Genomic DNA, 24595 nt, shown 5'->3' on the forward strand with positions numbered 1-24595 from the left:
GGATGAACCAATGAGCTCTCAATTTGAATTACTGACAACCCGGCGCTTTTTACCGTTTTTTCTTACTCAAGCGCTTGGTGCGTTTAACGACAATATTTTTAAAAATGCTTTGATGTTGCTTATGGCATTTACTGCGGCGAGCAATTTACCCTTTTCCACTGACATACTGATGAACCTTGCTGCAGGATTATTCATATTGCCTTTCTTTTTGTTTTCTGCAAGCGCTGGTGAGCTGGCTGATAATATGGAAAAGTCGCGCATCATTCGCTGGGTAAAACTGGTCGAAATTGTACTGATGTCTTTTGCCGCCATCGCGTTTTATTACGAAATGTATATGGTACTGCTCGGTCTCTTATTCTTAATGGGCACCCAATCGGCTTTCTTCGGTCCCGTAAAATACGCAATTTTGCCGTCGCTGGTGGATGAAACCGAGTTAATCGGTGCTAACGCACTGGTCGAAATGGGCACGTTTGTGGCTATTTTGTTGGGCACCATAGGTGCAGGTTTGATTATGGGGTTGGAACACACGCTGTTTGTATTTTCGTGTGTACTGGTAGCTACAGCAATTGTCGGATATTTGGCTGCGCGCAAAGTACCCGCTATAGCAATGACCAATCCGCAACAAGCATTCAAATGGCAACCGGTTCGTCAAACCAAACAGGCTATGCGGATCTGCTTTGAACAGCGGCCAATTTACTTGTCTATTTTTGCCATCAGTTGGTTTTGGTTTTTGGGTGCGGGCTACTTAACTCAATTCCCGAACTTCGCCAAAGATTCATTAGGTGGTGATAGTTCAGTGGTCACTGTGTTGTTGTGTGCCTTTACGATTGGTGTTGCGGTCGGCTCAATGCTATGTGAGCGTCTATCGGGGCATAAAATTGAACTAGGGATAGTGCCGATCGGGTCTATTGGACTGACCGTATTTGGTGTGGATTTGTATTTTGCAACTCCGACGCTACTTCCTGAACAACTGTTGGCAGCGCAGGCGTTTTTTGAACAAAGCTATGCATGGCGGGTACTGATTGATCTTTCGTTGATTGGTATCTTTGGTGGCTTCTTTATTGTGCCCTTGTATGCATTATTGCAGCAGCGCGCGAAGCCAGAAGAGCGCGCTAGAGTGATCAGTGCGAATAATATCTTTAATGCACTGTTTATGGTGGGCAGTGCGCTTTCAGGTATTGTGCTGCTTGGCATGTTGGATTTATCCATACCGCAATATTTTCTGGTACTTGCTTTATTCAATGCGGTAGTGGCCGTGTATGTGTACAGCCAAATGCCAGAGTTTGTGCTGCGCTTTATGATCTGGATGTTAAGTCACAGCATGTATCGTGTGACCCACAAAGAGCTAGATAATATTCCTGATGAAGGCGCTGCATTGTTAGTGTGTAATCATGTGAGTTATGTTGATGCGTTGCTGTTGGCCGGTGCCTGTCGTCGACCGATCCGTTTCGTGATGGACGACAACATCTTTAAAAGCCCGGTATTAGGATGGCTATTTAAAATAGCTAAAACCATTCCAATCTGTGCCAAAGCGAAAGATGAGGCAACCTATGAAAATGCCTTTAAACGGATTAAGGCTGAATTGGATGACGGCAACCTGGTGTGTATTTTCCCAGAGGGTAAATTGACTCGCAGTGGTGATATCAACCCGTTTAAAACTGGCGTCGAGCGGATCTTGCAAGAAACGCCGGTCCCGGTTGTCCCTATGGCGCTGCAAGGATTATGGGGCTCGTTTTTCAGTCATCAGGGCAGCGGTATGTTTAAATCGGGTAAGCGCTTCTGGTCTAAGGTGAATATAATCGCTGCTGAGCCCGTTCCGGCGACTGCCGCAAACGCAGAAATGCTGCAAGCAAAGGTGCAATTGTTACGCGGTGACCATGCCTAAGCCTTGATCGAACTGAACATGAAGTCTGTGTCGCAGCGCAGACTATCGTGCTGCCAGAAAGGGCGGGCGCAATCTAACATTTAATGGCTTTACCATTGTTTAGCTCATGAATTCCATCGCCGTTAGTGTCTCGACTCAATTTGATCCGACCTTGCATCGATACTATTAGCGCGCGATTTAACTGTGGCGTTTTTTGGGTTGGACATAACGTTAGGGTTGCTGGTGTGGCCGTTTGACCATTGGCATGAAAACGGATGTGGCGCTTAGGTCCAACACTTTTGATTTGATTGTCAATCTTACCTGAACTCAACAATAAGGGTTCATTAGGATCGCGATGCTTATCGCCATCGCGATCGTCAAATACCATCTTTCCCAGTGTCCAATCAGAAAAGTCACAGCGCTGCCAATTCTGCGTGGGGCATAACGATAATGTGCGCTGCTGATCGATGGCCAAGGCTCTGGTGGCTTGGATAACCCCGCTGAGCGAATTTAACTCTGCGATGATTTGTGACTTGCGATACAACTCAGATAGCGGGGGAACGGCAGTGGTTAATAAAAAGCTACTGATCCCCAGTGCGACCATTAACTCCGTTAAGGTCGCGCCAGACACTGGCGAACCTGTATAAGCTCTCATAGCAAACTCCTGAATACAGTGTTTACCCAGCATAGTTCGTAAGGATGTCGTTAAACACTGGTCTCAGGGCTAGAAGCGCGTTACATGAAAACTATTTGAGTTTGATTCGCGCCTTGCCATCTAATACCCAGCCCAGCGGAGTGCTGCGCAAGAACAATTGGTAATTAATCAGCCACAGCACAAGTGATTCTGCCGTCGATCCTTTACGCTGTGATTGTGCGACGCCGCATGCGTGCACAGCCGAGCAAAGGGCATTAGTCGAGTTTATTCGGCCTTTTGCTCGCGGCCTAACAAGGTCAAGGCGGCTTCTTTGGCCGATTTGCCCTGATAGAGGACTTGGTAGATTTGTTCACTGATTGGCATTTCAACGCCCTCACGTTGAGCGAGAATATGCACTTCTTCGGTATTGCGGTAGCCTTCAACCACTTGCCCAATATCCGCCATTGCTTGTTCCACACTAACACCTTTGCCAAGTGCAATCCCAAAACGACGGTTACGGCTTTGGTTGTCAGTACAGGTGAGAACTAGGTCACCGAGGCCAGCCATACCCATAAAAGTCTCTGGTTGTGCGCCTAATTGCACGCCCAAGCGGGTCAGCTCTGCTAAACCGCGAGTGATCAGTGCGGTTCGAGCATTGGCCCCAAACCCTAAACCATCCGCAAGTCCCGCTCCAATGGCAATTACATTTTTAACTGCACCGCCTAATTGCACGCCAATAAAATCTGGGTTGTAGTACACCCTAAAGGTTTTTGCACAGTGCAATTTATCGGCAAATTCCTGCGCCAGAGTTTGATCCGTTGCTGATAATGAAATCGCAGTGGGTAATCCTGCAACCATTTCTTTAGCAAAGGTAGGGCCAGAAAGCACTGCCAGAGGTCGGTCAGTACCCAAAATATCGGTCGCAACATCACGTAATAATCGACCCGTTCCGGGCTCTAAACCCTTGGTAGCCCAAATAATACGGTGTTGCTCATTGAGATAAGGTTTGAGTGTCTCCAGCGTTTGCTTAAAAGCATGGCTTGGAACAACGATGAGCAAATCTTGGCTGCGCTTAACGGCTTCAACTAGATCGGCTTCCACGTGTAAGTCTTGCGGAAAACTGGCGCCTGGCAAGTAACGTGTATTCTCACGTTCTTGCTCAAGCGCTTGCATATGCCCCTTGTCGCGCCCCCACAAATAGGTAGGCACGCCGTTACGGGCTAAACAAAACGCCAGCGCAGTCCCGTACGAACCGGCGCCAAAGACACTGACTGGCGTTTGACTCATCTTATGCGTCAGCTTGTTGGGCGGCTTGTTGCTCTTGGGCGCGCTTCTGCATGTATGCAGTGAAGATCGCGTCAAAATTCACAGGCGCTAAATTCAATGGAGGGAAAGTGCCACGGTTAACTAGGTTAGATACTGCTTCACGCGCATACGGGAAGAGTAAGTTAGGGCAATACGAACCTAACAAGTGTGCTTTATTTTGATCCGGCATTTCACCAACATTAAACAAACCTGCTTGCTGCACTTCACACAAAAATGCAGTTTCTTCGCCTAAGGTTGCAGTTACGGTGATCGCCAGCACTACTTCATAAGTGTTTTCGTTAATTTGGTTGGTACGAGTATCGATGTCCAATTTAACTTCTGGCTTCCACTCTTTGGTGAATACGTTCGGAGAATTCGGCGTTTCAAAAGAAATGTCTTTTGTGTAGATGCGCTGAATATTAAATTGTGGAGCTTGGTTCTGTTGCTCAGCGCCAGCTGCGCCGTTCGTTTGCTGTTCGTCTGCCATAATACTGCCTGTATTGATTAGGTTTAATCCGCTGCGAGGAGTGGATCTAATTTTTGTTGAGATTCGAGTGCATACATATCGTCACATCCGCCAATATGTTGCTGGTTGATAAAGATTTGCGGCACAGTGTAACCACCGTTTGCGCGGCTTATCATTTCATCACGCAATTCGGGTTGCTTATCGATAGGATACTCAGTGTAAGCCACGCCTTTCTGCTCGAGTAACGCTTTTGCTCGGTGACAAAATGGGCAATACCCTTTGGTGTAGATTTCAACTTGACTCATCATTTTTCCGTCTTATTTGCTTACTGGAAGACCAGCTCCCGTCCAGGCGTTAATACCGCCTTTTAATACAGACACTTGCGGGAAACCGGCTTTAACCAGTTGCAAGGCTGTCTTGCGTGCGCTATGCCCCATGGCACAAGCTACAATAATGGGTTTATCTTTATATTTTTCAAGTTTACCAAAGTCGGCTGCGCGGACTTCTTCAGGTTTTAACTGTCGAGAGCCCAGGATATGACCTTTTTTAAACTCCGCTGGAGGGCGAATATCGAGAACGACGGCATCTTGTTTGTTAATTTGTAGTGTCGCGTCGTGCGTACTAACTTCTTTGACGGGCGAAAAAGCACTATTAACAAAGCTGTACACCAGCATAACCACTAGTGCGACCCAAATCGCTGACAATATGAAATTGTTTCCAGCGAACTCGATGATTTGTTCCATTAATTCTGGCTCCGTGAAGCGCGGTAAAAAGAACGCAAAGTATATAGAAAATTCTCAATTTTGAAAGCCAAGAAGGCCTTATTACAGGCGCTTTGGCACAGAATGGTGAGTACGTAACGAGTAGCTGGCCTTATTTAGCAAGCGTTGCTAGTGCATACATCATGGCGATCATATGCTCAACGGCAGTGCGAAGCAGCCATGAGCCAACTCGGTAAACGTATGATCCGCAGCAACTTATACGTAGTCCCAGTAGTAAACAAAGCGGCATATCTATAGCATCTGGATCTAATTCAGATTGGCAAAGCTGTTTATTAACCGTTCGGTTACTGGTATTTTTTAACGCCTGAATATCTCTCTTTTTTTCTATTGCGACCGCTGAGGATTTTATGGAAAACGCTGCAACACATCGCAAGAAAACGCTTGCGCTATTAATTTTAGATGGTTGGGGTTATCGCGAAGACACCGACAATAATGCGATCGCAGCAGCCAATACGCCTAATTTGGACCGTCTGACAAAAGAGTACCCATCGACCTTGATCTCGGGTTCAGGTTTGGATGTTGGGTTACCTCAAGGACAAATGGGGAATAGTGAAGTAGGGCACGTGAATCTGGGTGCGGGACGGGTGGTCTACCAAGATTTTACGCGTGTGAGTAAAGCGATTGAAGAGGGCACCTTTGCCAGCAATCCTGTATTAACTCAAGGTATCGAGACAGCCATCAACGCAGACGGTGCAGTGCATATTATGGGCTTAATGTCGCCGGGCGGCGTGCATAGCCACGAAGAACACATATTTGCTGCGCTGAAATTGGCAGTGGCGAAAGGCGCGAAAGCAGTTTACTTGCATGCGTTTCTAGACGGCCGCGACACACCTCCCCGCAGCGCAAAATCAAGCCTTGAAAAGGCTGACGAGTTGTTCGCATCGTTGGGAACAGGTCGCACGGCTTCACTAGTAGGGCGCTATTATGCGATGGACCGCGATAATCGCTGGGATCGGGTTCAGCAAGCCTATGATTTACTCACGTTAGGCAAAGCAGAGTATACCGCTGATAGCGCTGTGGCTGGATTGGAAGATGCCTATGCTCGCGACGAGAATGACGAGTTTGTGAAGCCAACTGTGATTGGTGATAAAGCGACTATTAATGACAATGATTGCGTTATATTTATGAATTTCAGGGCTGATCGGGCACGTGAATTGAGTCATGCGTTTGTCGATGCAGAATTTACTGGGTTTAGTCGCGAGTCACACCCACAGTTAGCCGCGTTTATATCATTGACCGAGTATGCGTCAGATATCCCTTCCCAAGTCGCGTTCCCATCTGAAGACCTAGTGAATGTGATGGGTGAGTGGTTGGCGAAACATGATAAAACTCAACTACGAATTTCTGAAACGGAAAAATACGCCCACGTAACATTTTTCTATAGTGGCGGTCGAGAGAGCGAATTCGACGGTGAAAAACGGGTATTGATCCCTTCGCCTGACGTGGCAACGTACGATTTGCAGCCTGAAATGAATTCAGAAAAGTTGACCGATGAATTGGTCGCTGCGATTGAGTCGGGTGAGTTTGATGTAATTGTGTGTAACTTCCCTAACGGCGACATGGTTGGTCATACGGGTAATTTTGATGCTGCGGTGAAAGCCTGTGAAGCAGTCGATACTGCAATTGGCCGCATCGTGGAAGCGCTGGAAAAACAGGGTGGGGAATGTCTAATTACCGCTGATCATGGTAATGCTGAGCAGATGCGAGATCACTGTACTGGCCAAGCACATACTGCACATACTAGTGAGCCAGTCCCGTTTATTTATTTTGGGCGTGACGCTATAGCTAGAACCGGTGGGACCTTAAGTGATGTTGCGCCGACCATGTTATATCTTATGGGTATGGAGCAACCCAGCGAAATGACGGGTAAATCCATTCTGGAATTGAAATAAGCCCACGCATCACTTTTTTGTTGCAAGTATCTTGGGTAGACTGACAGCACGATTATCCTGAGGAATGACTTTTGTCGCTGCTGTCTCTACATCATCAAGCACTGTGTAAAGGTTTTTGCCGTCGCATGGTGCTTTTTTGTATCTGCGCATTAGTCACTACGTTTGTCAGTGCACAAGAAGCGAGTGAACAAGAGCTAGAGGCAATTCAGCAACAGCTGCGAGAAACTCAAGCACAGTTAAAAGAGAAGCAAGCCCGTGCACAAGCACTAGAAACACAATTAAAGCAGGCCGAAATCGCTATTTCGGACAGCGCCAAGGCGCTTTCGAAAACCAACCGAAATCTGGAAGACAACCGCGTCAAACAGCGTGATCTTGAGCAGCAGCAAGCAGACACTGAACGCAAGATTGCACAGCAGCAAATGCAGCTCGCGGCGCAAATTAAAAGTGCATTTCTGGCTGGCAATTATGACTACGCTAAAATGTTGTTAAATCAAGAGGATGCCGCAAAATTTGAACGTGTGTTGAGTTATTATCAATACGTGAGTGAAGCTCGGCGCCAGTCAATTGAACGATTTCGCGGCGACATGCTCGCCTTAGCCGAGATTAATCGCGATCTTAGCGTAACCATTACCCGTTTAAGTGAGTTGCTAACGCAGCAAAAACAGCAGCAACAAGCGCTTGATGAACAACAACGTCAGCGAGAGACCACCTTAACAGCGCTGAGTCAATCAATTCAAACAGACGCGGAGCGAGTGGAGCAGCTGCAAGCCAGTGCACAAGCTTTAGTTAATGCCATCGAGCAAGCGCGTCAGCGCGCCCAGCAACAACCCACAGAACTCGATGGATTAGAGCATCGAAAAGGTCAACTTGCTATGCCAGCCGACGGACGATTTAGGCGCATCTTTGGTGACCGTCGTCAGGGCAGTGTGCGCTGGACCGGTGTGATCATTGAAGGGCGAGAAGGAAGTCCTATCGAAGCCGTTTATCAAGGTCGAGTATTGTATGCGGATTGGCTTAAGGGCTTCGGCTTGGTAACGATTATTGATCACGGTGAGGGATTTATGAGTGTGTACGGGCACAGCCAAGCGCTACTCACCCAGCCAGGGGATCTGGTTACGGCTGGGCAAACAATTGGGCTGGTAGGACGCAGTGGTGGGCAAGCAAGTCCAAACTTGTATTTTGAAATTCGGCATAAAGGCAAAGCGCTCAACCCTAGCGCTTGGTTGCAGTGGCGCTAATTACTGATTCGCATGTTGGCGCACAATAGACGATAGCTTGCTGAAGGCGATATTGCGGCCACATACGATAACCGCCACTTGTTTATGCGCGTACTGTTCACTCAAACTTAATGCACCTGCAATCGCGACCGCAGCGGCGCCTTCTATCACTTGCCGCTCGTGCTCTAACGTTTGCTGGATAACCGTGGCAATTTGCTGTTCATTGATCAATACATGTTTGTCGATGACTTGCTGACATAGGCGAAAGGTCAGTGCATTTGCTTCGATGTTACCAGCCGTTGCATCGGATAAGGTGGCCTGCTCCGCAACTTCGATCACTTGACCGGCTTCCAAGCAGCGGGCCATTACTGGCGCTGAGCTAGGCCAGCAGCCAATCACATCGACGTGCGGGTGAAGGGATTTAAGGTAGTGACCAACGCCTCCGATTAACCCACCACCGCCGACGGCAACAAATACCGCATCCAAATCAGGTAATTGTTGTGCTAATTCAATTCCCACTGTTCCTTGCCCTGCGATTACGTGCACATCATTGTAGGGCGATACGTAGGTTTTATTTTCGCGTTCAGCCAGCGCATGAGCGGCGGTTTCTGCAGCCAGACAGTCACCGTCAACGAGCATAACATTAGCTCCCAATCGAGAAATTTGCGCTAGCTTACATTCATCCACGCTTTCAGGTACTAGGACTGTCGCATCGATATTCAGATCGGCTGCAGCGAAGGCGCATGCCATGGCGTGGTTGCCAGTGCTTGCTACCACTATTCCTGCCTGTTGCTGGCTATCAGTAAGATTTAGTAATTTGTTTAAGGCACCACGGTATTTGAATGAACCGGTATGCTGCATATGCTCATGTTTTAGAAAAATATGGCATTGGTGACCAGCACTAAAGAATGGACTAAATTCAAGCGCGGTTGAGTATGGGGGAGTTTTCGCATCACTCAGAGCTATGCGTGCTTGAGTTATGGCGTCGCTCCAATTGATATCTGACACTCTTAATCGCCCCCGGTGACTATGCAAATGCGTATCCCAACGTAACTGTCGCAATTGGACGCTTGCATTGTTATGCTAATGAAAAAACATCCTAGCATTGATTGTGTCTCGAGTCTTAATTTCACTTATTTGTTCGGCCCTCTTGGTTGTCGCGCCGAGCAGCTTCGCTAAGACGGTCCCCAAGGTTGCGTTGATCATTGACGACATGGGTTATCGCGATACTGACTTCCACGCCTTTGAGCTGCCTTCACACGTGGCCTTCGCGATATTGCCACACACGCAACACTCAAAGCGCTTTTCAGCAATGGCGGATCAGCAAGGTCGAGTGGTCATGCTGCATTTACCCATGGAGACCTTGCACCCACAAAACCTAGGGCCGGGTGCGTTATTGGCTTCCATGAATGCGAACTATTTGATCGATACCTTTGAAGACGCGCTGGCCTCAGTTCCGCATGCCGTTGGGCTTAATAACCATATGGGCAGTAAACTCACCCAGTTGAGTTTTCCGATGACAACCTTAATGCAAGCGGTTGCCAAGCATGATTTGTTTTTTGTGGATAGTCGCACTACCCGCTACAGCAAGGCGTTTACCATCGCGACTGAGTTTGGGATCCCAAGTGTACAGCGCAAAGTCTTTCTTGATCATGATTTAAGTGAAGAAGCAATTGAACAGCAATTTGACCGTCTGGTCAGATTGTCACGTAAATATGGTGAAGCGCTGGGGATAGGACATCCGCATCCGCAGACACTTGCCGTATTGCAACGCCGCTTGGCTGCGCAGAATGATGTGATATTTGTCGCAGTGACTGAATTGCTCAACCCGCAAGAAAGCCCACGTATCGTGCGTCGAGACAAGCGTAAGGATATCGGAACAGAGAGATTAAGCGCCGACGCAGAATCATCCGTGGAGTTATCGCCCTAAATTCTACTTTGCTCCGCACTTTATTTGTTATAATATAACGTCTCTTCGTTTTAGCAAAAGTCAGGTTCAGTTGTTTCGTGTCAGATAACACACGCTTATTAATGGATAAATTGGGCATTTGGGTGTCAGGGTTGTGCGCGTTGCACTGCCTTGCGTTGCCGCTTTTATTGCCTATTGCACCATTAATTGCAAGCTCGTTTGTGGCAGAAGCATGGTTTGAACGCACAATTTTGAGTCTATCATTGTTGGTGGGTCTGGCCGCTTTAAGCGTCGGTTACATCCGTTACCACCGCCAAATTTTGCCTGCATTAGCACTTTTTGCTGGCGGTTTGATTTACTGGAATAAAGATATCTTGGGCGAAGCGTTTGAACCCATCACCATTGCGATGGGGGCCAGTTTGATTATTGCAGCACACGTAATGAACTTGCGCTTATGCAGAGCCCATAAAATTGCCAAAAGAACCGAGTGTGAAGCCGTCCTGTCTAGTCGTTAACGCGGCGAACTAGAGTCTCTTTGCTGCAGGTGCTGGAGCACCCGAGCTGGAAAGTTGGTAAACACCGCATCCACGCCAAGCGTTTTAAGCCAGTCGATATCATCCGTTTCATCTACTGTATACACAGCGACTTTTATGCCACGCTGATGGGCATCGTTGATGAGCTCAACATTAAGTACGTCTGCATCTATCCCCAATATTTGACAGTCCAACACTTCAGCCTCATGCGCCTTGCCTACTGGCATCGATGCACTTAGCCAACCACGCGGATAGGGCAATTCAAGCGCTTGAGCATCTAGTAACAGCAGATGATTAAACGAAGATAATACTATCTGGTTGGGGCTGAGTGTGGCGGGGCGATGACGTTCAATATACGCATATAATTGCTGTATCGACTTAATGGCTTTTATTTCTATATTTAATACTTTGTTCTGCCAATTCAGCCGCAACACATCGGCGAGGGTCGGAACCTTCTGCGGTGCATCGAGATAGCTGCCAGCGTTTAGTTCACTGAGTTGTTGTAGGCTAACTTGATCAATCCGTATTTTTTCCCCGGTGGTACGGGTCAGCCAACGGTCGTGCATTAATACAAACTCATCTTCTACTTGAAAGATATCTATCTCGACACCGTAGATGTCAATGTCTAAGGCTAGTTGAATAGCTGCCAGGGTATTTTCCGGCGCGTGCCCGCTGGCACCGCGGTGGGCAAAAATATGCATCTTTTTACCTATCGAACAGTTTGCTTAAGCCGCTCTTACGTGCCACTGGTTGCTTGTCGAGTGTGTGCATTCATGGTTTCGTAAACGGACGCAGAGACCACCAAAATACCACCAATCAATGTGCTAAGACTAGGATTTTCGTTGAGCACTAAAATAGCGAGAATAACACCGTAAAAAGGTTGCATACAGGCGATCAAAGAGAAAGTCTTGGCACGTAGATACTGCAAGCTAGACGCCACCAATGCATGAGGTAATGCGGTCAATACACTACCGAGGATCACCAACTGCCACCAAACATCTGCACTCGCCCGCAGAAAATCTGGTGATACAAAAAGTGCAAGGCACACGCAAACGACTAAAATCTGGTAAAACATGGTGCGTGCCCCGCCATAGTGAGCAAAATACTTACGGTGTAGCAAATTGCGCAGAGCATATAATACGGCTGAGCTGATCCCAATGGCGACGCCTAATGTGGTGTCGTCGGCGATATTGGGGGTGGGGACAATTAAATAAATCCCAATAATCACCACTAAAGCACTCACAATGTCTTGCCAGGCCAGACGAAAGCGTTCAAACAGTGGCTCTATGAGAACTGTGATCACAGGAAAGGTGAACAAGGCAATCATGCCAACGGATACCCCGGCATACTGCATTGCGGCAAAGTAGCTTGACCAATGCGCCGCCATTAGTACACCTAGCCCGGCAGCGACGAAATAACAACGTGGTGTTGCCAATCGAAACGTAGATCGCGTGGCTAGCATAAAGGCTAGCAAGGCGAGACATGCAAAAAGCGAGCGTCCGAAGGTGATATCTATTGCATTCAAAGGAATAAGCACCGAAAACAAAGACGCGGCGCTTAACAAAATGACGGTAATATGCAGCGAGATTAGGCTGCGTTTAATGGGATCCATGGGCGTTATGATACGCCCAGTTTTCTCGCAAATGGCGTACCTAAGCGGGTAACATCACCGGCTTGCATGGTTTCCAACTGGATACTTTCAGGTTCAAAGCAGGCGACAATAGTCGAACCTAACTTAAACAAACCCATCTCCTCGCCTTTCTTTAGCGTGATGATGTTATCAGGATTGCTAGTGTCGTACTGCCAGTGCATAACATTTGGGCCTGCGGGTGGTGTTACGGTGCCCGCCCAAACGGTAGCTATGCTTGCCACGATCGTAGCGCCCACCAGTACGATAGCCATTTTTCCAACATCGGTATCGAATATTGCAACGACTCGTTCGTTGCGGGCAAACAAACCGGGTACGTTTTCTGCCGTTAATGGATTAACTGAAAACAAATCGCCGGGTACGTACAACATATCGGTTAACACACCATCAATTGGCATGTGAATGCGGTGGTAATCTCGCGGTGATAAATAGATCGTAGCAAATGTTCCATTCTTAAACGGGGCCGCGACTTCTGGCTTGCCACCGAGCAAAGCGGTAAGACTATAGTCATGCCCTTTGGCTTGAAAGATGGCATCGTTACGGATCGGGCCAAGCTGACTTACTGTGCCGTCCACTGCGTGACATAACACCGAATCATCTGAATCGATGGGGCGCGCGCCGTCTTTGAGTAAGCGCGTAAAAAACGCATTGAAGGTTGGATACTTTTCTGGATCTGGCTCGGCAGCTTCCTGCATGTCTACGTTGAACTGTTTAATAAAAACTTTAATCAACGATGTGGTTAGCCAGCCCGCATTGGCACTGGCCAATGAACCGACTAAACGGGAAATCAAATGTTTAGGCAAGATATATTGTACGTTGACCTTAAACCAGTTAATCACAAACTCAACTCCGCAATAATGACCGCTGAATTGTACACTATTCTGAGTGCCTAAATAGCAATATTAGTGTGATTGAACAGTCCAGTTAGCTATATCTTAGTTGCGTCCGGGCTTTTGAGCATGACTAGGGCGTGCCTCGTCAAGGTTGGCCAAAATTTTGTGATAACTTTCGAAGCGTTGTTGTGAGATTTCGCCGTCTGCGACTGCCTGTGTAATTATGCAGCCTGGATCGTTGAGGTGTTTGCAGTCGCGAAATTTACAACCGCCTAAATAATCGCGAAATTCGACAAAACCATGGGTTATTTGCTCTACTGGTAAGTGCCATAAACCAAACTCTCTAACACCGGGAGAGTCAATGAGATCGCCACCTGATGGGAAATGTAACAACTTGGCTGTAGTGGTTGTGTGCTGGCCTAACCCCGAGGTATCTGAAATCTCGCCGGTGAGTTCATCAGCGTCTGGGAGCAACACGTTAATTAGACTGGATTTGCCCACGCCACTCTGACCAACAAACACACTGACTTTGTGATTTAAGATAGTTTGTAGCGGCAGCAATCCATCTTCAGTTTTACAACTGGTAAACACTACCGGATACCCTAAATCGCGATACAGTTGGATATCCTCTTGCACCTGTTCCTGTTCATCGGCACTTAACAGGTCCATTTTATTGATCACAATGACAGCGGGAATTTGGGTGTCTTCACACGCAACTAAATAGCGGTCAATAATGTGGGTGGAGAGTTCTGGCTTTATTGAGCTAACGATAATAATTTGGTCGATGTTGGCTGCTATTGGCTTTATACCGTCATAAAAGTCGGGGCGGGTGAGCACAGTTTTTCTGTCGTGCACCGCTTCAATCACGCCTTCTAGTCCGCCTGCACTGTCTTGCCCGGTGCTAATTTCAACCCGGTCACCACACACCACGGAATCCACGCTTCGACGAATATGGCAACGGCGTGTCTCGTCATGTGAGATTTCGACATCAGCGTGTTGACCAAAGCGACCAATAACGGTGCCGGAAAGCATTGGGGTGTCTTGAGTAATGGCTGTGGTATCAGTTTTTTGCCGCTGTTCTAAGCGGCGCGTCCGATTCGCACTGATCCTGCGCTTTTGTTGGTGCGTTAAATGCCGTTTTTTCTTCACAGGCTTCTAATCGTTGGCTCAATTGCCTTGTCATGTTACCGTTTGCCGATAAGAAGTGCCACGCTTTAATCGATTTATTCTACCTATTGAGAGTACCTATGATGCTGAATGATAAAAACTTAGTTTGGATTGATATGGAAATGACGGGCCTCGATCCGGAAAGTTGTGTGGTACTTGAGATTGCAACAATTGTGACAGATGCACAACTTAACGTACTCGCGGAAGGCCCCGTGATTGCGATTCATCAGCCCGATGAAGTCCTCGATAATATGGATCCTTGGTGTATAGAAACGCATGGTAAAACAGGGCTCACCCAGCGCTGCAGAGAAAGTACAGTGGATGTTACCCAGGCAGCAGAGCAAACCATCGCGTTTTTACAAAACTATGTGCCCAAAGGAAAGTCACCATTATGTGGTAACTCTATCGGTCAAGATCGACGCTTTATGGTTAAGTATATGTCGACGTTGGAAGACTATTTTCATTATCGGAATGTCGACGTTAGTACGATTAAAGAGCTGGTAGCGCGCTGGCAGCCAGAGAAATTGGAAGGCTTCAGTAAAAAGAATGTTCATCTAGCGTTAGACGATATTCGTGAGTCCATCGAAGAATTAAAGTTTTATCGTGAGCATGTGTTTTCTATTTGAGTGCTAATCTTCGTATCGCTAAGGCAAAGGGCAGTAGGATGGCTATTGTTTGTTTTGCTCGTTAGCCGACAAACGACTTGTCAGATAGAAAGGAATCATGCTCAGAGTTGGACAAATTAGATAGCTTGAATTGAAGCGAAAACGTCATCGTGTCGATTTTGGACGTAAATTATATTTTTTTTTTAAAATTCGGTTGCGCTCATCCAAAAATTTTGTAAAATGCGCACCTCTTCGAAAGAAGGCACCTCTCAAAGCGGGAATAGCTCAGTTGGTAGAGCACAACCTTGCCAAGGTTGGGGTCGCGAGTTCGAGTCTCGTTTCCCGCTCCAAATTTTCTCAGTAACATCTAAATCAATCGAATTAGCATAGCTGCGCCCCGTGGGTAGCGACCGAGTGTCGGCCAGTGTGAGTCTCGTTTCCCGCTCCAAATTTTCTCAGTAACATCTAAATCAATCGAATTAGCATAGCTGCGCCCCGTGGGTAGCGACCGAGTGTCGGCCAGTGTGTTTCAGAGGTCGCGTAATCATTGCGATTGCAATTCGCCGGGTAACCCGCTACATTCAACTGGTCTAACCAGAGGGGTTTAAGCATGGTGTCAGGTAATCCACTACGTAATTTTGTTATCAAGGTTAATCAATATCCAGCGTGGTTGAGTTCTCGACTAATGACCTGGATGTTTCGTTTTAAAGTAAAGTTAGCTGGCACTGCGGGTGTTGATATTGTTGAAACCGATCTCAAAAGCGTGACGTTTCGACAGAAGAACCGTAAAAAAGTGCAAAACCATATTGGCGGTGTGCACGCCGCAGGCATGGCCTTGTTAGCAGAATCAGCAACAGGTTTTATTGTTGGTGTCAACCTGCCGGGGGATAAGTTACCGCTGATCAAAAGCATGAATTTAAGCTACGTAAAACGTTCTACGGGAGATATGCAGGCAATTGCTGAACTCACCGGTCAGCAACTGGAAGAGTTACGAACGGCAGAAAAAGGCGAGGTTACTGTGCAGGTTAAGGTGACTGATGCTCTCAATGTAGAGCCGGTCCTGTGCGAAATGGTCTGGGCTTGGATACCAAAAGTAAAGAAAAAACAATAACCTATAACCGTCACATAAATTTAATGCAAAAGCCGTTTGACAGCAGTCAAATTTCGCCCTAAAAAGCAACAATAAATAGTTTCCTAACCCTTGATTTGGAAGGTTTAATGTTATGGCGAATTTAACTCGTATCGATTTGCTAAAACGGTTATTCAGCGATCCGAAAAACTATCCTTATGGCTTTTCGCGTTCTGGTGATTTTTCTATCAATGAAAGCAAAGCATTAAGTCAATACGGTTGCTTGATGGCTGCGTTAGTCGATGGAAAACTAGCCCCTGAAACAGAAGACGACCATGCGTTCTTGGAGGCTGCTTACGGACGCAGTGAACCTGAATCTATCATGGAGAGAGCATGGGTTAAGTATCAGAAGCGTATTAATCGCCCTAAAATGGGCAATATTTACGGTTCCAGTAAAGTAACTTCGAATGATGATTCTGATGACGCAATAGACGACGTTGAAGACTCAGATATCGTTATAGATGATTAGGATTTTTAGCCTAAAATAATGTAAATAAAATGTAAAAAACCCCTAAAAGAGCGATTTTGGCTCGCTATTTTAGGATGTTCATCCCAAAAATCCCCTGTTTTGGGATATGTGCCTCACTATTATTCAAACTGTTGTTTTAATACCCAATTGTCCTCGGTATAGTCACTCGAAAATCAAGCTCTTAATCGCTATTGAAAATAGCCAACCTCAGGAGATGTGCGAGTGAAAATGATGTCAGGCGCAGCCATGGTGGTAGAAGCGCTCAAAGATGTTGGCGTAACCCACGTATTCGGATACCCAGGTGGTGCGGTATTGGACATTTATGATGCGCTGTTTGCGCAGGACCATGTCAAACATGTTCTGGTGCGTCATGAGCAAGCTGCGGCGCACATGGCAGACGGCTATGCGCGGTCAACAGGCAAAACCGGTACAGTGCTAGTTACTTCAGGCCCCGGTGCAACGAATACACTGACTGGAATTGCAACTGCCTACATGGACAGCATTCCCATGGTCGTGTTATCGGGTCAGGTACCCAGTATGCATATCGGTGAGGATGCCTTCCAAGAGACTGATATGGTGGGTTGCTCGCGACCAGTGGTCAAGCATAGCTTTTTAGTTAAACGCACAGAAGACATTCCGATGGCAATTGCCAAAGCGTACTACATCGCGAACAGTGGTCGTCCGGGTCCGGTTGTGGTTGATTTACCCAAAGATCTGGTGAATGTTCAAGAATCCCACCCTTACGTGTTTCCTGACGATGTTAGCATGCGTTCTTACAATCCAACGGAGCGTGGTCACCGCAAGCAAATTAAAAAAGCGGTGGAAGCGATCGTTAATGCCGAACGTCCTGTTTTATACGTGGGTGGCGGGGCAATCAATTCGAATGCTTCAGCCCAAGTAACAGAGCTGGCAGAGCTATTGAAAGCCCCTGTTACCTGCACGCTTATGGGACTGGGCGCTTTTTCAGGCACTCATGAACAGAGTTTGGGAATGTTGGGTATGCACGGTACTCTTGAGGCCAATAAATCCATGCATAACTCGGATTGTATTGTTGCCTTGGGGGCACGCTTTGATGATCGGGTCACGAATAACGTGGATAAGTTTTGCCCGCATGCAACCATCATCCACGTCGACATTGACCCAGCGTCAATTTCAAAAACCGTTAATGCACATATTCCCGTTGTGGGATCGGTTGACAAAGTGTGTGAGCAGTTTCTCGCAGAATTAGCCGAACGTGACTTATCTCAGCAAACTGAACGTTTACAAGATTGGTGGGAGCAAATTCATCAATGGCGAGCGCGTCAATGTCTGAAGTACGCAGATTCAAGCGATGTCATTAAGCCGCAAAAAGTGGTTGAAGCGGTGTATAAACACACCAATGGAGAAGCGTTCATCAGCTCTGATGTTGGTCAGCACCAAATGTTTGCTGCGCTGTACTATCCGTTTGCCAAACCACGCCAGTGGATTAATTCGGGAGGCCTGGGCACTATGGGCTTCGGCTTACCGGCGGCTATGGGAGTGCAGTTTGCGCATCCAGAGGCAACTTCGGTTGTGATCACTGGTGACGGTAGTATTCAGATGAATATCCAAGAACTATCAACCTGTTTGCAATATAACTTGCCGATCAAAATTATTTCATTGAACAACCGTGCACTTGGAATGGTTCGTCAGTGGCAAGACATGATTTACAAAGGTCGCCACTCGCATAGTTACATGGATTCAATGCCTGATTTCGTCAAGCTCGCCGAGGCGTATGGCCATGTAGGCATGAAAGTTGACCGTTTAGAGGATTTGGATGCGGCGATGCAAGAGTGTTTCTCGCTAACTGATCGCTTAGTCTTTATGGACATTGCGGTTGACCAAAATGAACATGTTTACCCTATGCAAATTAAATGGGGTGCAATGGATGATATGCGATTAAGCAAAACGGAGCGTACCTAATGAAACGAATTATTTCTGTGTTAATGGAAAATGCTCCGGGTGCGCTGTCTCGAATTGTTGGGGTTTTTTCTCAGCGCGGTTACAACGTTGATTCTTTATGTGTTGCACCAACGGATGACCCCAGTTTATCGCGCCTGACAATCATCACCCATGGCGATGATAAAGTGATAGAACAGATCACTAAACAGGTGAATAAGCTGATTGATGTTTTGAAGGTTGTTGATTTAACAGAGGGCGCACACGTTGAGCGTGAGCTAATGTTGATCAAAGTTGCCACTAGAACTGAATTGGCGCGTGCTGAAGTAAAGCGTAATGTCGATATTTTCCGGGCAAGGATCGTCGATGTGAACGCGTCGAACTACACCATCGAGGTTACGGGAACGAGCGACAAACTGGATGCATTTGCTGCTACATTGGCACAAAGTACTGAAATTATCGAATCTTCGCGCACCGGTGTTTGCGGGTTGGCGAGAGGTGAAAAAGCGTTACGCCCTTAATTAGATTCGACCATAATGGACTTCAAGCCGCAGGGCAATGCCATAAGATGGCTTGAAGTCTTCCTCTTTGAGCCAAAGAACAAATGGCTCGACCTCATAAAATAGCCAATGCCGAGTTGGGTTTGTACGCCAACGCACACTGGTGAATACTTGCTCTGTGTGCATGTTAGGGCGGCTTATTCCCTCAACAAACAGCGTGTAAATGAACGCACTATTCGCACTTGTTTGGCTTAACCACTGAGCCTCGTGACGCCAGCGCCAGTCATTACTGATATCGCGGTAATAGTACCGATTATTGAGTCGCCAAAGCGTATGGTCGTCAATAAGGTGTTGATAGGTTAAACCAAGTTCTCCGCCCAAGCGGTCTCGATTGTAATAGTAAAGTTCGGCGTCATAGAACAGCGCATTTTGTGGATCAATGTCGTAATGATTGCGATAACGGCTTTTGACAAACACTTGATCGCGGCGACCAAATCCGATGCGATGGGATAGTTTTGCATCCGGACTGCGCCTAAAACGCAAAGACAATGTTGTTTGATCACGCCGGCCTAATTGATCGTTTCGCGAGGCTTTTACGCTATTTTCGTCCAAATCATCTTCATCATCGGTAAGGAGTAAATCCACGCGGTTTTTAAGTGCGGGAAGTTTTACTCTGACTCTAAAGCGGACGTCAAATTCAGCAAAGTCGCGGCTGCGCGGCTCCCAACCTATACGGATGCGACCTGAAGCCCTTGCATCTTCATGCGACCGATCATTGGCAAGCGCAAAAAAGGCATCCAAATCTTGTGCAGTACTGTCCATTGCTGTTTCAAATTGGGAATGCCACGCATCGAACCACGCATCACTCTCATGTGTTGAGTCAATTTCTTGCGCCAGAACAAGACAGGGCAGCAGGCTGAAGAAGCCAGCAATGACCCGTACTTTGTTATGTTTGCAGCAAGGATGTTTCATTTTGTAAAAACCACCATACGAGCAGGCCAATTTTTGCGACTATCTAATACCTATAATGGCAAATCTTCGTAGCATTGGATAGGTGGGTTGTGACACAATGCAGTGTATGCATTATAGATACCAATTATGGGTGAAGTATGGGTGGAATTAGTCTTTGGCAGCTACTGATCATTTTGGTCATTGTCGTTCTATTGTTTGGCACTAAAAAATTACGCGGCATGGGCAGTGACCTAGGCTCAGCGGTAAAAGGCTTCAAGAAAGCTGTGAACGACCAAGATGCAGATTTTGAAGAACCGAAAAAAGTGGCCGAACAGAATGACAAGCAGGCAGCTGCACAGGCGACAAAAGCGGATAAAACTGACGCATAAATTCTATGTTTGATATTGGTTTTTGGGAATTATTGGTCATTGGTGTGATGGCGTTGTTAGTCCTCGGGCCCGAGCGCTTGCCCGGTGCTATACGTTCGACTGCGCGCACGATTCGCAGTGTTAAGTCGATGGCCAGTGGTTTCAAGGCAGAAATGGACGAGCAATTACGCATCCATGAGTTGCATGAAAATTTACGCAAAGCCGAATCTATGGATATGCAAAACTTGTCGCCGGAGTTGCAACGTAGCGTAGCGGAGCTAAAAGTGGCGGCTGAGTCAGTACAACAACCTTACAAATCAAAACCTGCGCAAGATCAAGATGAGCCAGCGGACGCTGCGGCAGATAAACAGCAAGATACGCATGCAAAATCCTGAAAATAATCTTATATCCCACCTTATCGAGTTACGCAGCCGGATCCTCAAAGCGTTATTGAGTGTTTTGGTGGTTTTCTTAGCGTTGGCGTATTTTGCTCAGGATCTATATCATTTGCTCGCGCAGCCCCTACTGGCGACGATGCCTGAAGGTGCCAACATGATTGCTACAGATGTAGCGTCGCCCTTTTTTGCGCCGTTTAAACTCACTATGGTACTGGCATTTTTCATAGCTATTCCGTACATCCTATATCAAGTTTGGGGATTTGTTGCCCCTGGGCTTTATCAAAATGAAAAGCGATTGGTAGCGCCGCTACTTTTGTCTAGTACCCTATTATTTTATGCAGGGATGGCATTTGCCTATTTTGTCGTGTTTCCGCTGGCCTTCGCGTTTTTTAATAGTGTCGCACCAGAGGGGGTTCTGGTAAGTACCGACATCAACAGTTATCTTAACTTTGTGTTGAAACTATTCTTCGCGTTCGGATTGTCATTTGAAATTCCTATCGCGATTATTCTTATGTGTTGGACCGGCGTTACCGACGCCAACTCACTGCGGGCAAAGCGTCCTTATGTGATTGTCGGGGTTTTTGTCGTTGGTATGCTATTAACGCCACCGGATGTTATTTCACAAACACTTTTAGCCCTGCCCATGTGGCTTTTATTTGAACTTGGTGTGGTCGTGGGCGGTCTATACTCGGCAAAAAAACAACAACAGGAAAGTACATGAAACGAGTCTCTTTTCGCGCATTCAGCTTGGTTTTGACGGCAATTCTTTTAGGCGCCAATTCTGCGACGGTATTGGCCCAATCACAGACGTTGCAAGATGCTATTCAAAACTGCAGCAGTGAAGCCAATAGTTTGCAACGCCTAGTCTGTTATGATCGTGTGGCTAAGTCGGTGCGTGAGTATAAAGGGGGGCAACTGGTATTGCCTTCTGCATCTGTAACTCCTCCAGCGGCGCAGGCAAGGGTAACACCGCCTGCAGCACCTGCGCGTCAAGTGGTAGATGCTCCTGCAGCGCCGGTTAATGATGCAGAATCGCAGTTTGGATTAGAGCATCGCCAAGACACTGACGCGATGATCCAGAAATTGTATGCAGTCATTACTAAGATCAGCACCGATGCTCGGCGCAAGCGCCTAATTACGCTGGATAATGGTCAGCGCTGGCGGCAACAAGACAGCAGTACCTTGAAAGTTTCAGTGGGAGATACTGTCTATGTTGAGCGCGGCGTGCTTGGGGCTTTTTACTTAAGTACTGATGATGTAAATAAACGCATGAAGGTCAAGCGGGACGAATAATCCATGCGTTGGTTCGACGCAGGAGTTAACTGTTTTGATACGCGTATGCCGCTGGCAGAAACTCTGGCGCAGGCAAAGGCGAACGGGGTTGACCGTTTGTGTGTTATTACGACACAAGAAAGTGAATGGCAACAGTGCCTAAATTGGGTCGAACAGTACCCTGACACGCTATGTTGTACTCTTGGCGTACATCCGCATAACGCCGATAACGTTAGCCCTAGCTGGTTAGAAGATTTACATCGAAATCTTGCGGCATCCCATGTTGCTGCGGTCGGTGAGTGTGGTCTTGATTTTAATCGGATGTTTTCCAGTCAGGCCGGTCAACTGCGGGTATTTGAACAACAACTTGAGCTAGCGTGCGAATTACAGTTGCCAGTGTACCTTCACGAACGCGATGCCTTTGCGCATCAGTATGCACTGTTAAAAACCTATTGCCAGCGTTTGGATGGTGGCCTTGTGCACTGCTTTACCTCACATCAAGAGCACCTAAAGGCTTATTTAGATCTGGGCTTTTATATTGGCATTACGGGATGGCTTTGTGACCAAAAACGTGGGCATGAATTGCGCGAGGCGATGGCTTACCTGCCACTCGATCGCTTGGTGATTGAGACCGATGCACCGTATTTGTTCCCCAAGGGCCTGAAACCGAGGGCACGTAATAATACGCCGGCTAATTTACCCTATATTGCTGAAATTATTGCTGAAATAAAAAAAGTCACTGTTGAAGAAGTAAACCAAGCGAGTATTATCAATACTAACCAGCTTTTATGGCGTAACAATGACATCAACTAATGCAAAGTCTATTTCAGTCGATGCGACCCGGCAGCGCTGGCGATTCGGTATTGTCAGCGCCGTTGCATTTGTAGTGGTATGGGGGTTGGTATTTTTCAGCTTGGTGCAAAAGCAACAAAACAGTGTTGCTGGCGTCGAATATGTGCTCGATGGCTCAGCAGACTTGCAATTGCCAGATATCATTCAACTACCAAGTGAGCAGTGGCTGAGTATCGGTAAAGACAGTTCATTAGGTATGAATACGGCCGCATTCTGGTTTCGTTTTCAGTTGCCTGAAAGGGTGAAAATACAAGCAGACGGTGACTTCATCATAGAAGTTGACTATCCGATGCTGGATGAGCTTACGCTGTATTTACTCTCTGAACCGACTATGCCCGGTGGCGCGAATGTGATCAAGCGTTACCAGATGGGCGATACGTTAGTCTTTTCCGAGCGCCCGATTCCTCATCCGTTGTTTTTGGTGCCGCTGCGTAATGCTGCTGATGTGTCTTGGGTATATGCACGGGTAAAGACCACCGGAACGGTGCGCTTCCCCGTCAGTGTATGGCAAAGCACCGACTACATTGCGGATTCAACCAAACATGCCAGCATCATGGCGTTGTTTTTTGGTTTTATGGTCGCTATGGCGATCAGCAATTTATTCTTTTTTATCACCACTCGCAGCATTACTTTTCTGGTTTACACAGGTTACGTGCTGGGCCTAGGTGTGACGATTGCAACTTTGCATGGTTTTGCCTTCCAGTATTTGTGGCCTGGCAATACCTTTATTCAAGCGCGAGCCATTGCCATATTTGCTTCACTGACATTGTGTTTTGCTGTGGTGTTTTCCTATCAAACGCTCGACGTTGCAAGTTATAGCAAGCGCGTGAATAAAACTTTGCAAGTCCTCGCGGTGATTTTCGCCATGTATGCAGTTATCAGCTGTATCGCTCCGTATGCCATTGTGATTAAGATCTTTATGTTGATGTTACTATCGGCAGTCATTGCTATTTTGGCTTGTGGGATATGGTTGTCAGTGCGCGGCAGCGAAGTCGCGCGCTATTACACACTGGCTTGGTCTTTTTTGCTGCTTAGTGGATTTTCCGCGACGCTAGATAATCTGGACTTGGTTGAGTTACCAATATCATCGCATTACATCCTGATTTTTGGGGCATCAATTGAAACCGTCTTGCTGGGCTTGATCCTAGCCATGCGTTATTCGCAGCAGCGTGATAGTTTATCAGCGGCCCAAGCGCTAGCGCTAGAGCAGGAGCAAGCGGCCACCAAAGCCAAAGACGAACTCATTCGCGTACAGCAACAAAGTCAAGATGAACTCGAGTACAACGTGCAGGAGCGAACACTTGAGTTAGAAATTGCGTTACGCGAGTTGTCTGAGGCCAATCGCGAATTAGAACAACTTAGTGCGATGGATCAGTTAACTTCATTGCCCAATCGACGACACTTTGATAAGCGTTTACTGGCGGAAAGTCGTCGCAGTCGCCGAGAGCAAACCCCTCTCGCTATTGCGATGTTAGATGTCGATCATTTCAAGCAGGTAAATGATGACTATGGCCATATTGCCGGCGACGAGTGTTTGAAGCAGATAGCTCAGATCATTAAAACTCAACTGAAGCGCCCCAGCGATGAAGTTTGTCGCTACGGTGGCGAAGAGTTTGCGTTTATTTTACCTAATACAGACTTGTTGGGCGCAACACAGCTGTTAGAAGAGATCCGTAAAGCGGTGGAGAAGACGCCTATTGAAACTGATGATCATTCTATTTCAGTGACGCTAAGTGCAGGCGTAACCGCCGCCACGATTGCCAATGAAGGGCAGGAAAATACACTCGTCGAATTTGCCGACGGTTTACTTTACGACGCTAAGCGCAACGGCCGGAATTGCGTTATCAATCGAGCCTTCAGTAAAAAATCTCAGGAATCCTAGTT

Annotated in this window: 27 protein-coding genes and 1 tRNA gene; 17 read left to right on the forward strand and 11 right to left on the reverse strand. The window is 47.1% G+C overall.

The window, feature by feature from the left end; translation table 11 throughout:
• Window positions 1-10: 10 nt before the first annotated feature.
• A complete protein-coding gene (locus CSH92_RS12935) occupies window positions 11-1885 on the forward strand; it encodes an MFS transporter (protein ID WP_100658056.1) in 1875 nt (624 codons plus the stop codon).
• A 73-nt stretch (window positions 1886-1958) separates the two neighbouring features.
• Here the strand turns inward: CSH92_RS12935 and CSH92_RS12940 are convergent, their stop codons facing one another.
• From CSH92_RS12940 to CSH92_RS12960, 5 genes are all read right to left on the reverse strand, one after another.
• Window positions 1959-2519: a GspH/FimT family pseudopilin gene (locus CSH92_RS12940; protein ID WP_164084739.1), complete on the reverse strand. Its 561-nt coding sequence runs from the start codon at window positions 2517-2519 to the stop codon at window positions 1959-1961.
• A gap of 264 nt (window positions 2520-2783) precedes the next feature.
• Complete coding sequence (gene gpsA / locus CSH92_RS12945; RefSeq protein WP_100658058.1) at window positions 2784-3785, reverse strand: NAD(P)H-dependent glycerol-3-phosphate dehydrogenase; 1002 nt, start codon at window positions 3783-3785, stop codon at window positions 2784-2786.
• Between the two features lies 1 nt (window position 3786).
• A complete protein-coding gene (gene secB, locus CSH92_RS12950) occupies window positions 3787-4290 on the reverse strand; it encodes a protein-export chaperone SecB (protein WP_100658059.1) in 504 nt (167 codons plus the stop codon).
• A gap of 23 nt (window positions 4291-4313) precedes the next feature.
• A complete protein-coding gene (gene grxC, locus CSH92_RS12955) occupies window positions 4314-4574 on the reverse strand; it encodes a glutaredoxin 3 (protein WP_100658060.1) in 261 nt (86 codons plus the stop codon).
• A 12-nt stretch (window positions 4575-4586) separates the two neighbouring features.
• A complete protein-coding gene (locus CSH92_RS12960) occupies window positions 4587-5012 on the reverse strand; it encodes a rhodanese-like domain-containing protein (RefSeq protein WP_100658061.1) in 426 nt (141 codons plus the stop codon).
• A 386-nt stretch (window positions 5013-5398) separates the two neighbouring features.
• Between CSH92_RS12960 and gpmI the strand changes: the two genes are divergently transcribed.
• The gene (gpmI, locus tag CSH92_RS12965) at window positions 5399-6943 is read left to right on the forward strand and encodes a 2,3-bisphosphoglycerate-independent phosphoglycerate mutase (protein ID WP_100658062.1); all 1545 of its coding nucleotides are present in this window, start codon (window positions 5399-5401) and stop codon (window positions 6941-6943) included.
• Between the two features lie 71 nt (window positions 6944-7014).
• On the forward strand, window positions 7015-8181 hold the full coding sequence (locus CSH92_RS12970) for a murein hydrolase activator EnvC family protein (RefSeq protein WP_240612808.1): 1167 nt from the start codon (window positions 7015-7017) through the stop codon (window positions 8179-8181).
• Here the strand turns inward: CSH92_RS12970 and CSH92_RS12975 are convergent, their stop codons facing one another.
• Window positions 8182-9168, reverse strand: coding sequence for a threonine/serine dehydratase (locus tag CSH92_RS12975; protein WP_164084740.1), 987 nt, complete (start codon window positions 9166-9168; stop codon window positions 8182-8184). It lies immediately after the preceding gene.
• A 103-nt stretch (window positions 9169-9271) separates the two neighbouring features.
• Between CSH92_RS12975 and CSH92_RS12980 the strand changes: the two genes are divergently transcribed.
• Window positions 9272-10090, forward strand: coding sequence for a divergent polysaccharide deacetylase family protein (locus tag CSH92_RS12980; RefSeq protein ID WP_124916961.1), 819 nt, complete (start codon window positions 9272-9274; stop codon window positions 10088-10090).
• A 101-nt stretch (window positions 10091-10191) separates the two neighbouring features.
• Window positions 10192-10584 (forward strand): MerC domain-containing protein, encoded by a 393-nt coding sequence (locus CSH92_RS12985; RefSeq protein ID WP_100658230.1) that lies wholly within the window; start codon window positions 10192-10194, stop codon window positions 10582-10584.
• Here the strand turns inward: CSH92_RS12985 and CSH92_RS12990 are convergent.
• The 4 genes from CSH92_RS12990 to rsgA all read right to left on the reverse strand — a co-directional run bounded on the left by CSH92_RS12990 (window position 10581) and on the right by rsgA (window position 14232).
• The gene (locus tag CSH92_RS12990; protein ID WP_100658066.1) at window positions 10581-11303 is read right to left on the reverse strand and encodes a glycerophosphodiester phosphodiesterase; all 723 of its coding nucleotides are present in this window, start codon (window positions 11301-11303) and stop codon (window positions 10581-10583) included. The two genes, CSH92_RS12985 and CSH92_RS12990, sit on opposite strands and share 4 nt — an antisense overlap.
• Window positions 11304-11338: 35 nt before the next feature.
• Complete coding sequence (locus CSH92_RS12995) at window positions 11339-12214, reverse strand: DMT family transporter (protein WP_100658067.1); 876 nt, start codon at window positions 12212-12214, stop codon at window positions 11339-11341.
• A 5-nt stretch (window positions 12215-12219) separates the two neighbouring features.
• Entirely contained in the window at window positions 12220-13089 is an 870-nt protein-coding gene (asd, locus tag CSH92_RS13000) for an archaetidylserine decarboxylase (RefSeq protein WP_100658068.1), read from the reverse strand.
• A 96-nt stretch (window positions 13090-13185) separates the two neighbouring features.
• A complete protein-coding gene (gene rsgA / locus CSH92_RS13005) occupies window positions 13186-14232 on the reverse strand; it encodes a small ribosomal subunit biogenesis GTPase RsgA (RefSeq protein ID WP_100658069.1) in 1047 nt (348 codons plus the stop codon).
• Between the two features lie 98 nt (window positions 14233-14330).
• Here rsgA and orn point away from each other — a divergent pair, with 98 nt between their 5' ends.
• The 6 genes from orn (at window position 14331) to ilvN (ending at window position 18891) form a co-directional block, all read left to right on the forward strand.
• On the forward strand, window positions 14331-14876 hold the full coding sequence (orn, locus tag CSH92_RS13010) for an oligoribonuclease (RefSeq protein WP_100658070.1): 546 nt from the start codon (window positions 14331-14333) through the stop codon (window positions 14874-14876).
• A gap of 253 nt (window positions 14877-15129) precedes the next feature.
• Window positions 15130-15205 (forward strand) — tRNA-Gly (locus tag CSH92_RS13015).
• A 260-nt stretch (window positions 15206-15465) separates the two neighbouring features.
• Window positions 15466-15966 carry a DUF4442 domain-containing protein gene (locus CSH92_RS13020; protein ID WP_100658071.1) on the forward strand — a complete coding sequence of 167 codons (501 nt, stop codon included), beginning with the start codon at window positions 15466-15468 and terminating at the stop codon, window positions 15964-15966.
• A gap of 112 nt (window positions 15967-16078) precedes the next feature.
• Window positions 16079-16453, forward strand: coding sequence for a MaoP family protein (locus CSH92_RS13025; protein WP_100658072.1), 375 nt, complete (start codon window positions 16079-16081; stop codon window positions 16451-16453).
• Window positions 16454-16675: 222 nt separating this feature from the next.
• On the forward strand, window positions 16676-18394 hold the full coding sequence (locus CSH92_RS13030) for an acetolactate synthase 3 large subunit (protein ID WP_100658073.1): 1719 nt from the start codon (window positions 16676-16678) through the stop codon (window positions 18392-18394).
• Complete coding sequence (ilvN, locus tag CSH92_RS13035; protein WP_100658074.1) at window positions 18394-18891, forward strand: acetolactate synthase small subunit; 498 nt, start codon at window positions 18394-18396, stop codon at window positions 18889-18891. Before CSH92_RS13030 ends, ilvN begins: the two co-directional genes overlap by 1 nt.
• Here the strand turns inward: ilvN and CSH92_RS13040 are convergent, their stop codons facing one another.
• A complete protein-coding gene (locus tag CSH92_RS13040; RefSeq protein ID WP_100658075.1) occupies window positions 18892-19842 on the reverse strand; it encodes a TonB-dependent receptor in 951 nt (316 codons plus the stop codon).
• A gap of 137 nt (window positions 19843-19979) precedes the next feature.
• Between CSH92_RS13040 and tatA the strand changes: the two genes are divergently transcribed.
• The 6 genes from tatA to CSH92_RS13070 are packed head-to-tail and all read left to right on the forward strand — an operon-like array spanning window position 19980 to window position 24593.
• Window positions 19980-20210 (forward strand): Sec-independent protein translocase subunit TatA, encoded by a 231-nt coding sequence (gene tatA / locus CSH92_RS13045; protein WP_100658076.1) that lies wholly within the window; start codon window positions 19980-19982, stop codon window positions 20208-20210.
• A gap of 5 nt (window positions 20211-20215) precedes the next feature.
• Window positions 20216-20584 (forward strand): Sec-independent protein translocase protein TatB, encoded by a 369-nt coding sequence (gene tatB, locus CSH92_RS13050; protein ID WP_100658077.1) that lies wholly within the window; start codon window positions 20216-20218, stop codon window positions 20582-20584.
• A complete protein-coding gene (gene tatC / locus CSH92_RS13055; protein WP_100658078.1) occupies window positions 20571-21308 on the forward strand; it encodes a twin-arginine translocase subunit TatC in 738 nt (245 codons plus the stop codon). Before tatB ends, tatC begins: the two co-directional genes overlap by 14 nt.
• Window positions 21305-21880, forward strand: coding sequence for a hypothetical protein (locus CSH92_RS13060; RefSeq protein WP_100658079.1), 576 nt, complete (start codon window positions 21305-21307; stop codon window positions 21878-21880). Before tatC ends, CSH92_RS13060 begins: the two co-directional genes overlap by 4 nt.
• Before the next feature lie 3 nt (window positions 21881-21883).
• Window positions 21884-22672: a TatD family hydrolase gene (locus CSH92_RS13065; protein ID WP_100658080.1), complete on the forward strand. Its 789-nt coding sequence runs from the start codon at window positions 21884-21886 to the stop codon at window positions 22670-22672.
• Window positions 22659-24593: a sensor domain-containing diguanylate cyclase gene (locus tag CSH92_RS13070; RefSeq protein WP_100658081.1), complete on the forward strand. Its 1935-nt coding sequence runs from the start codon at window positions 22659-22661 to the stop codon at window positions 24591-24593. The genes CSH92_RS13065 and CSH92_RS13070 overlap by 14 nt, the downstream gene beginning before the upstream one ends.
• The last annotated feature ends 2 nt before the right edge of the window (window positions 24594-24595 follow it).

Origin of the sequence: Neoalteromonas flava (assembly GCF_002807685.1) — a bacterium.
Classification (GTDB): domain Bacteria; phylum Pseudomonadota; class Gammaproteobacteria; order Enterobacterales; family Alteromonadaceae; genus Alteromonas_E; species Alteromonas_E flava.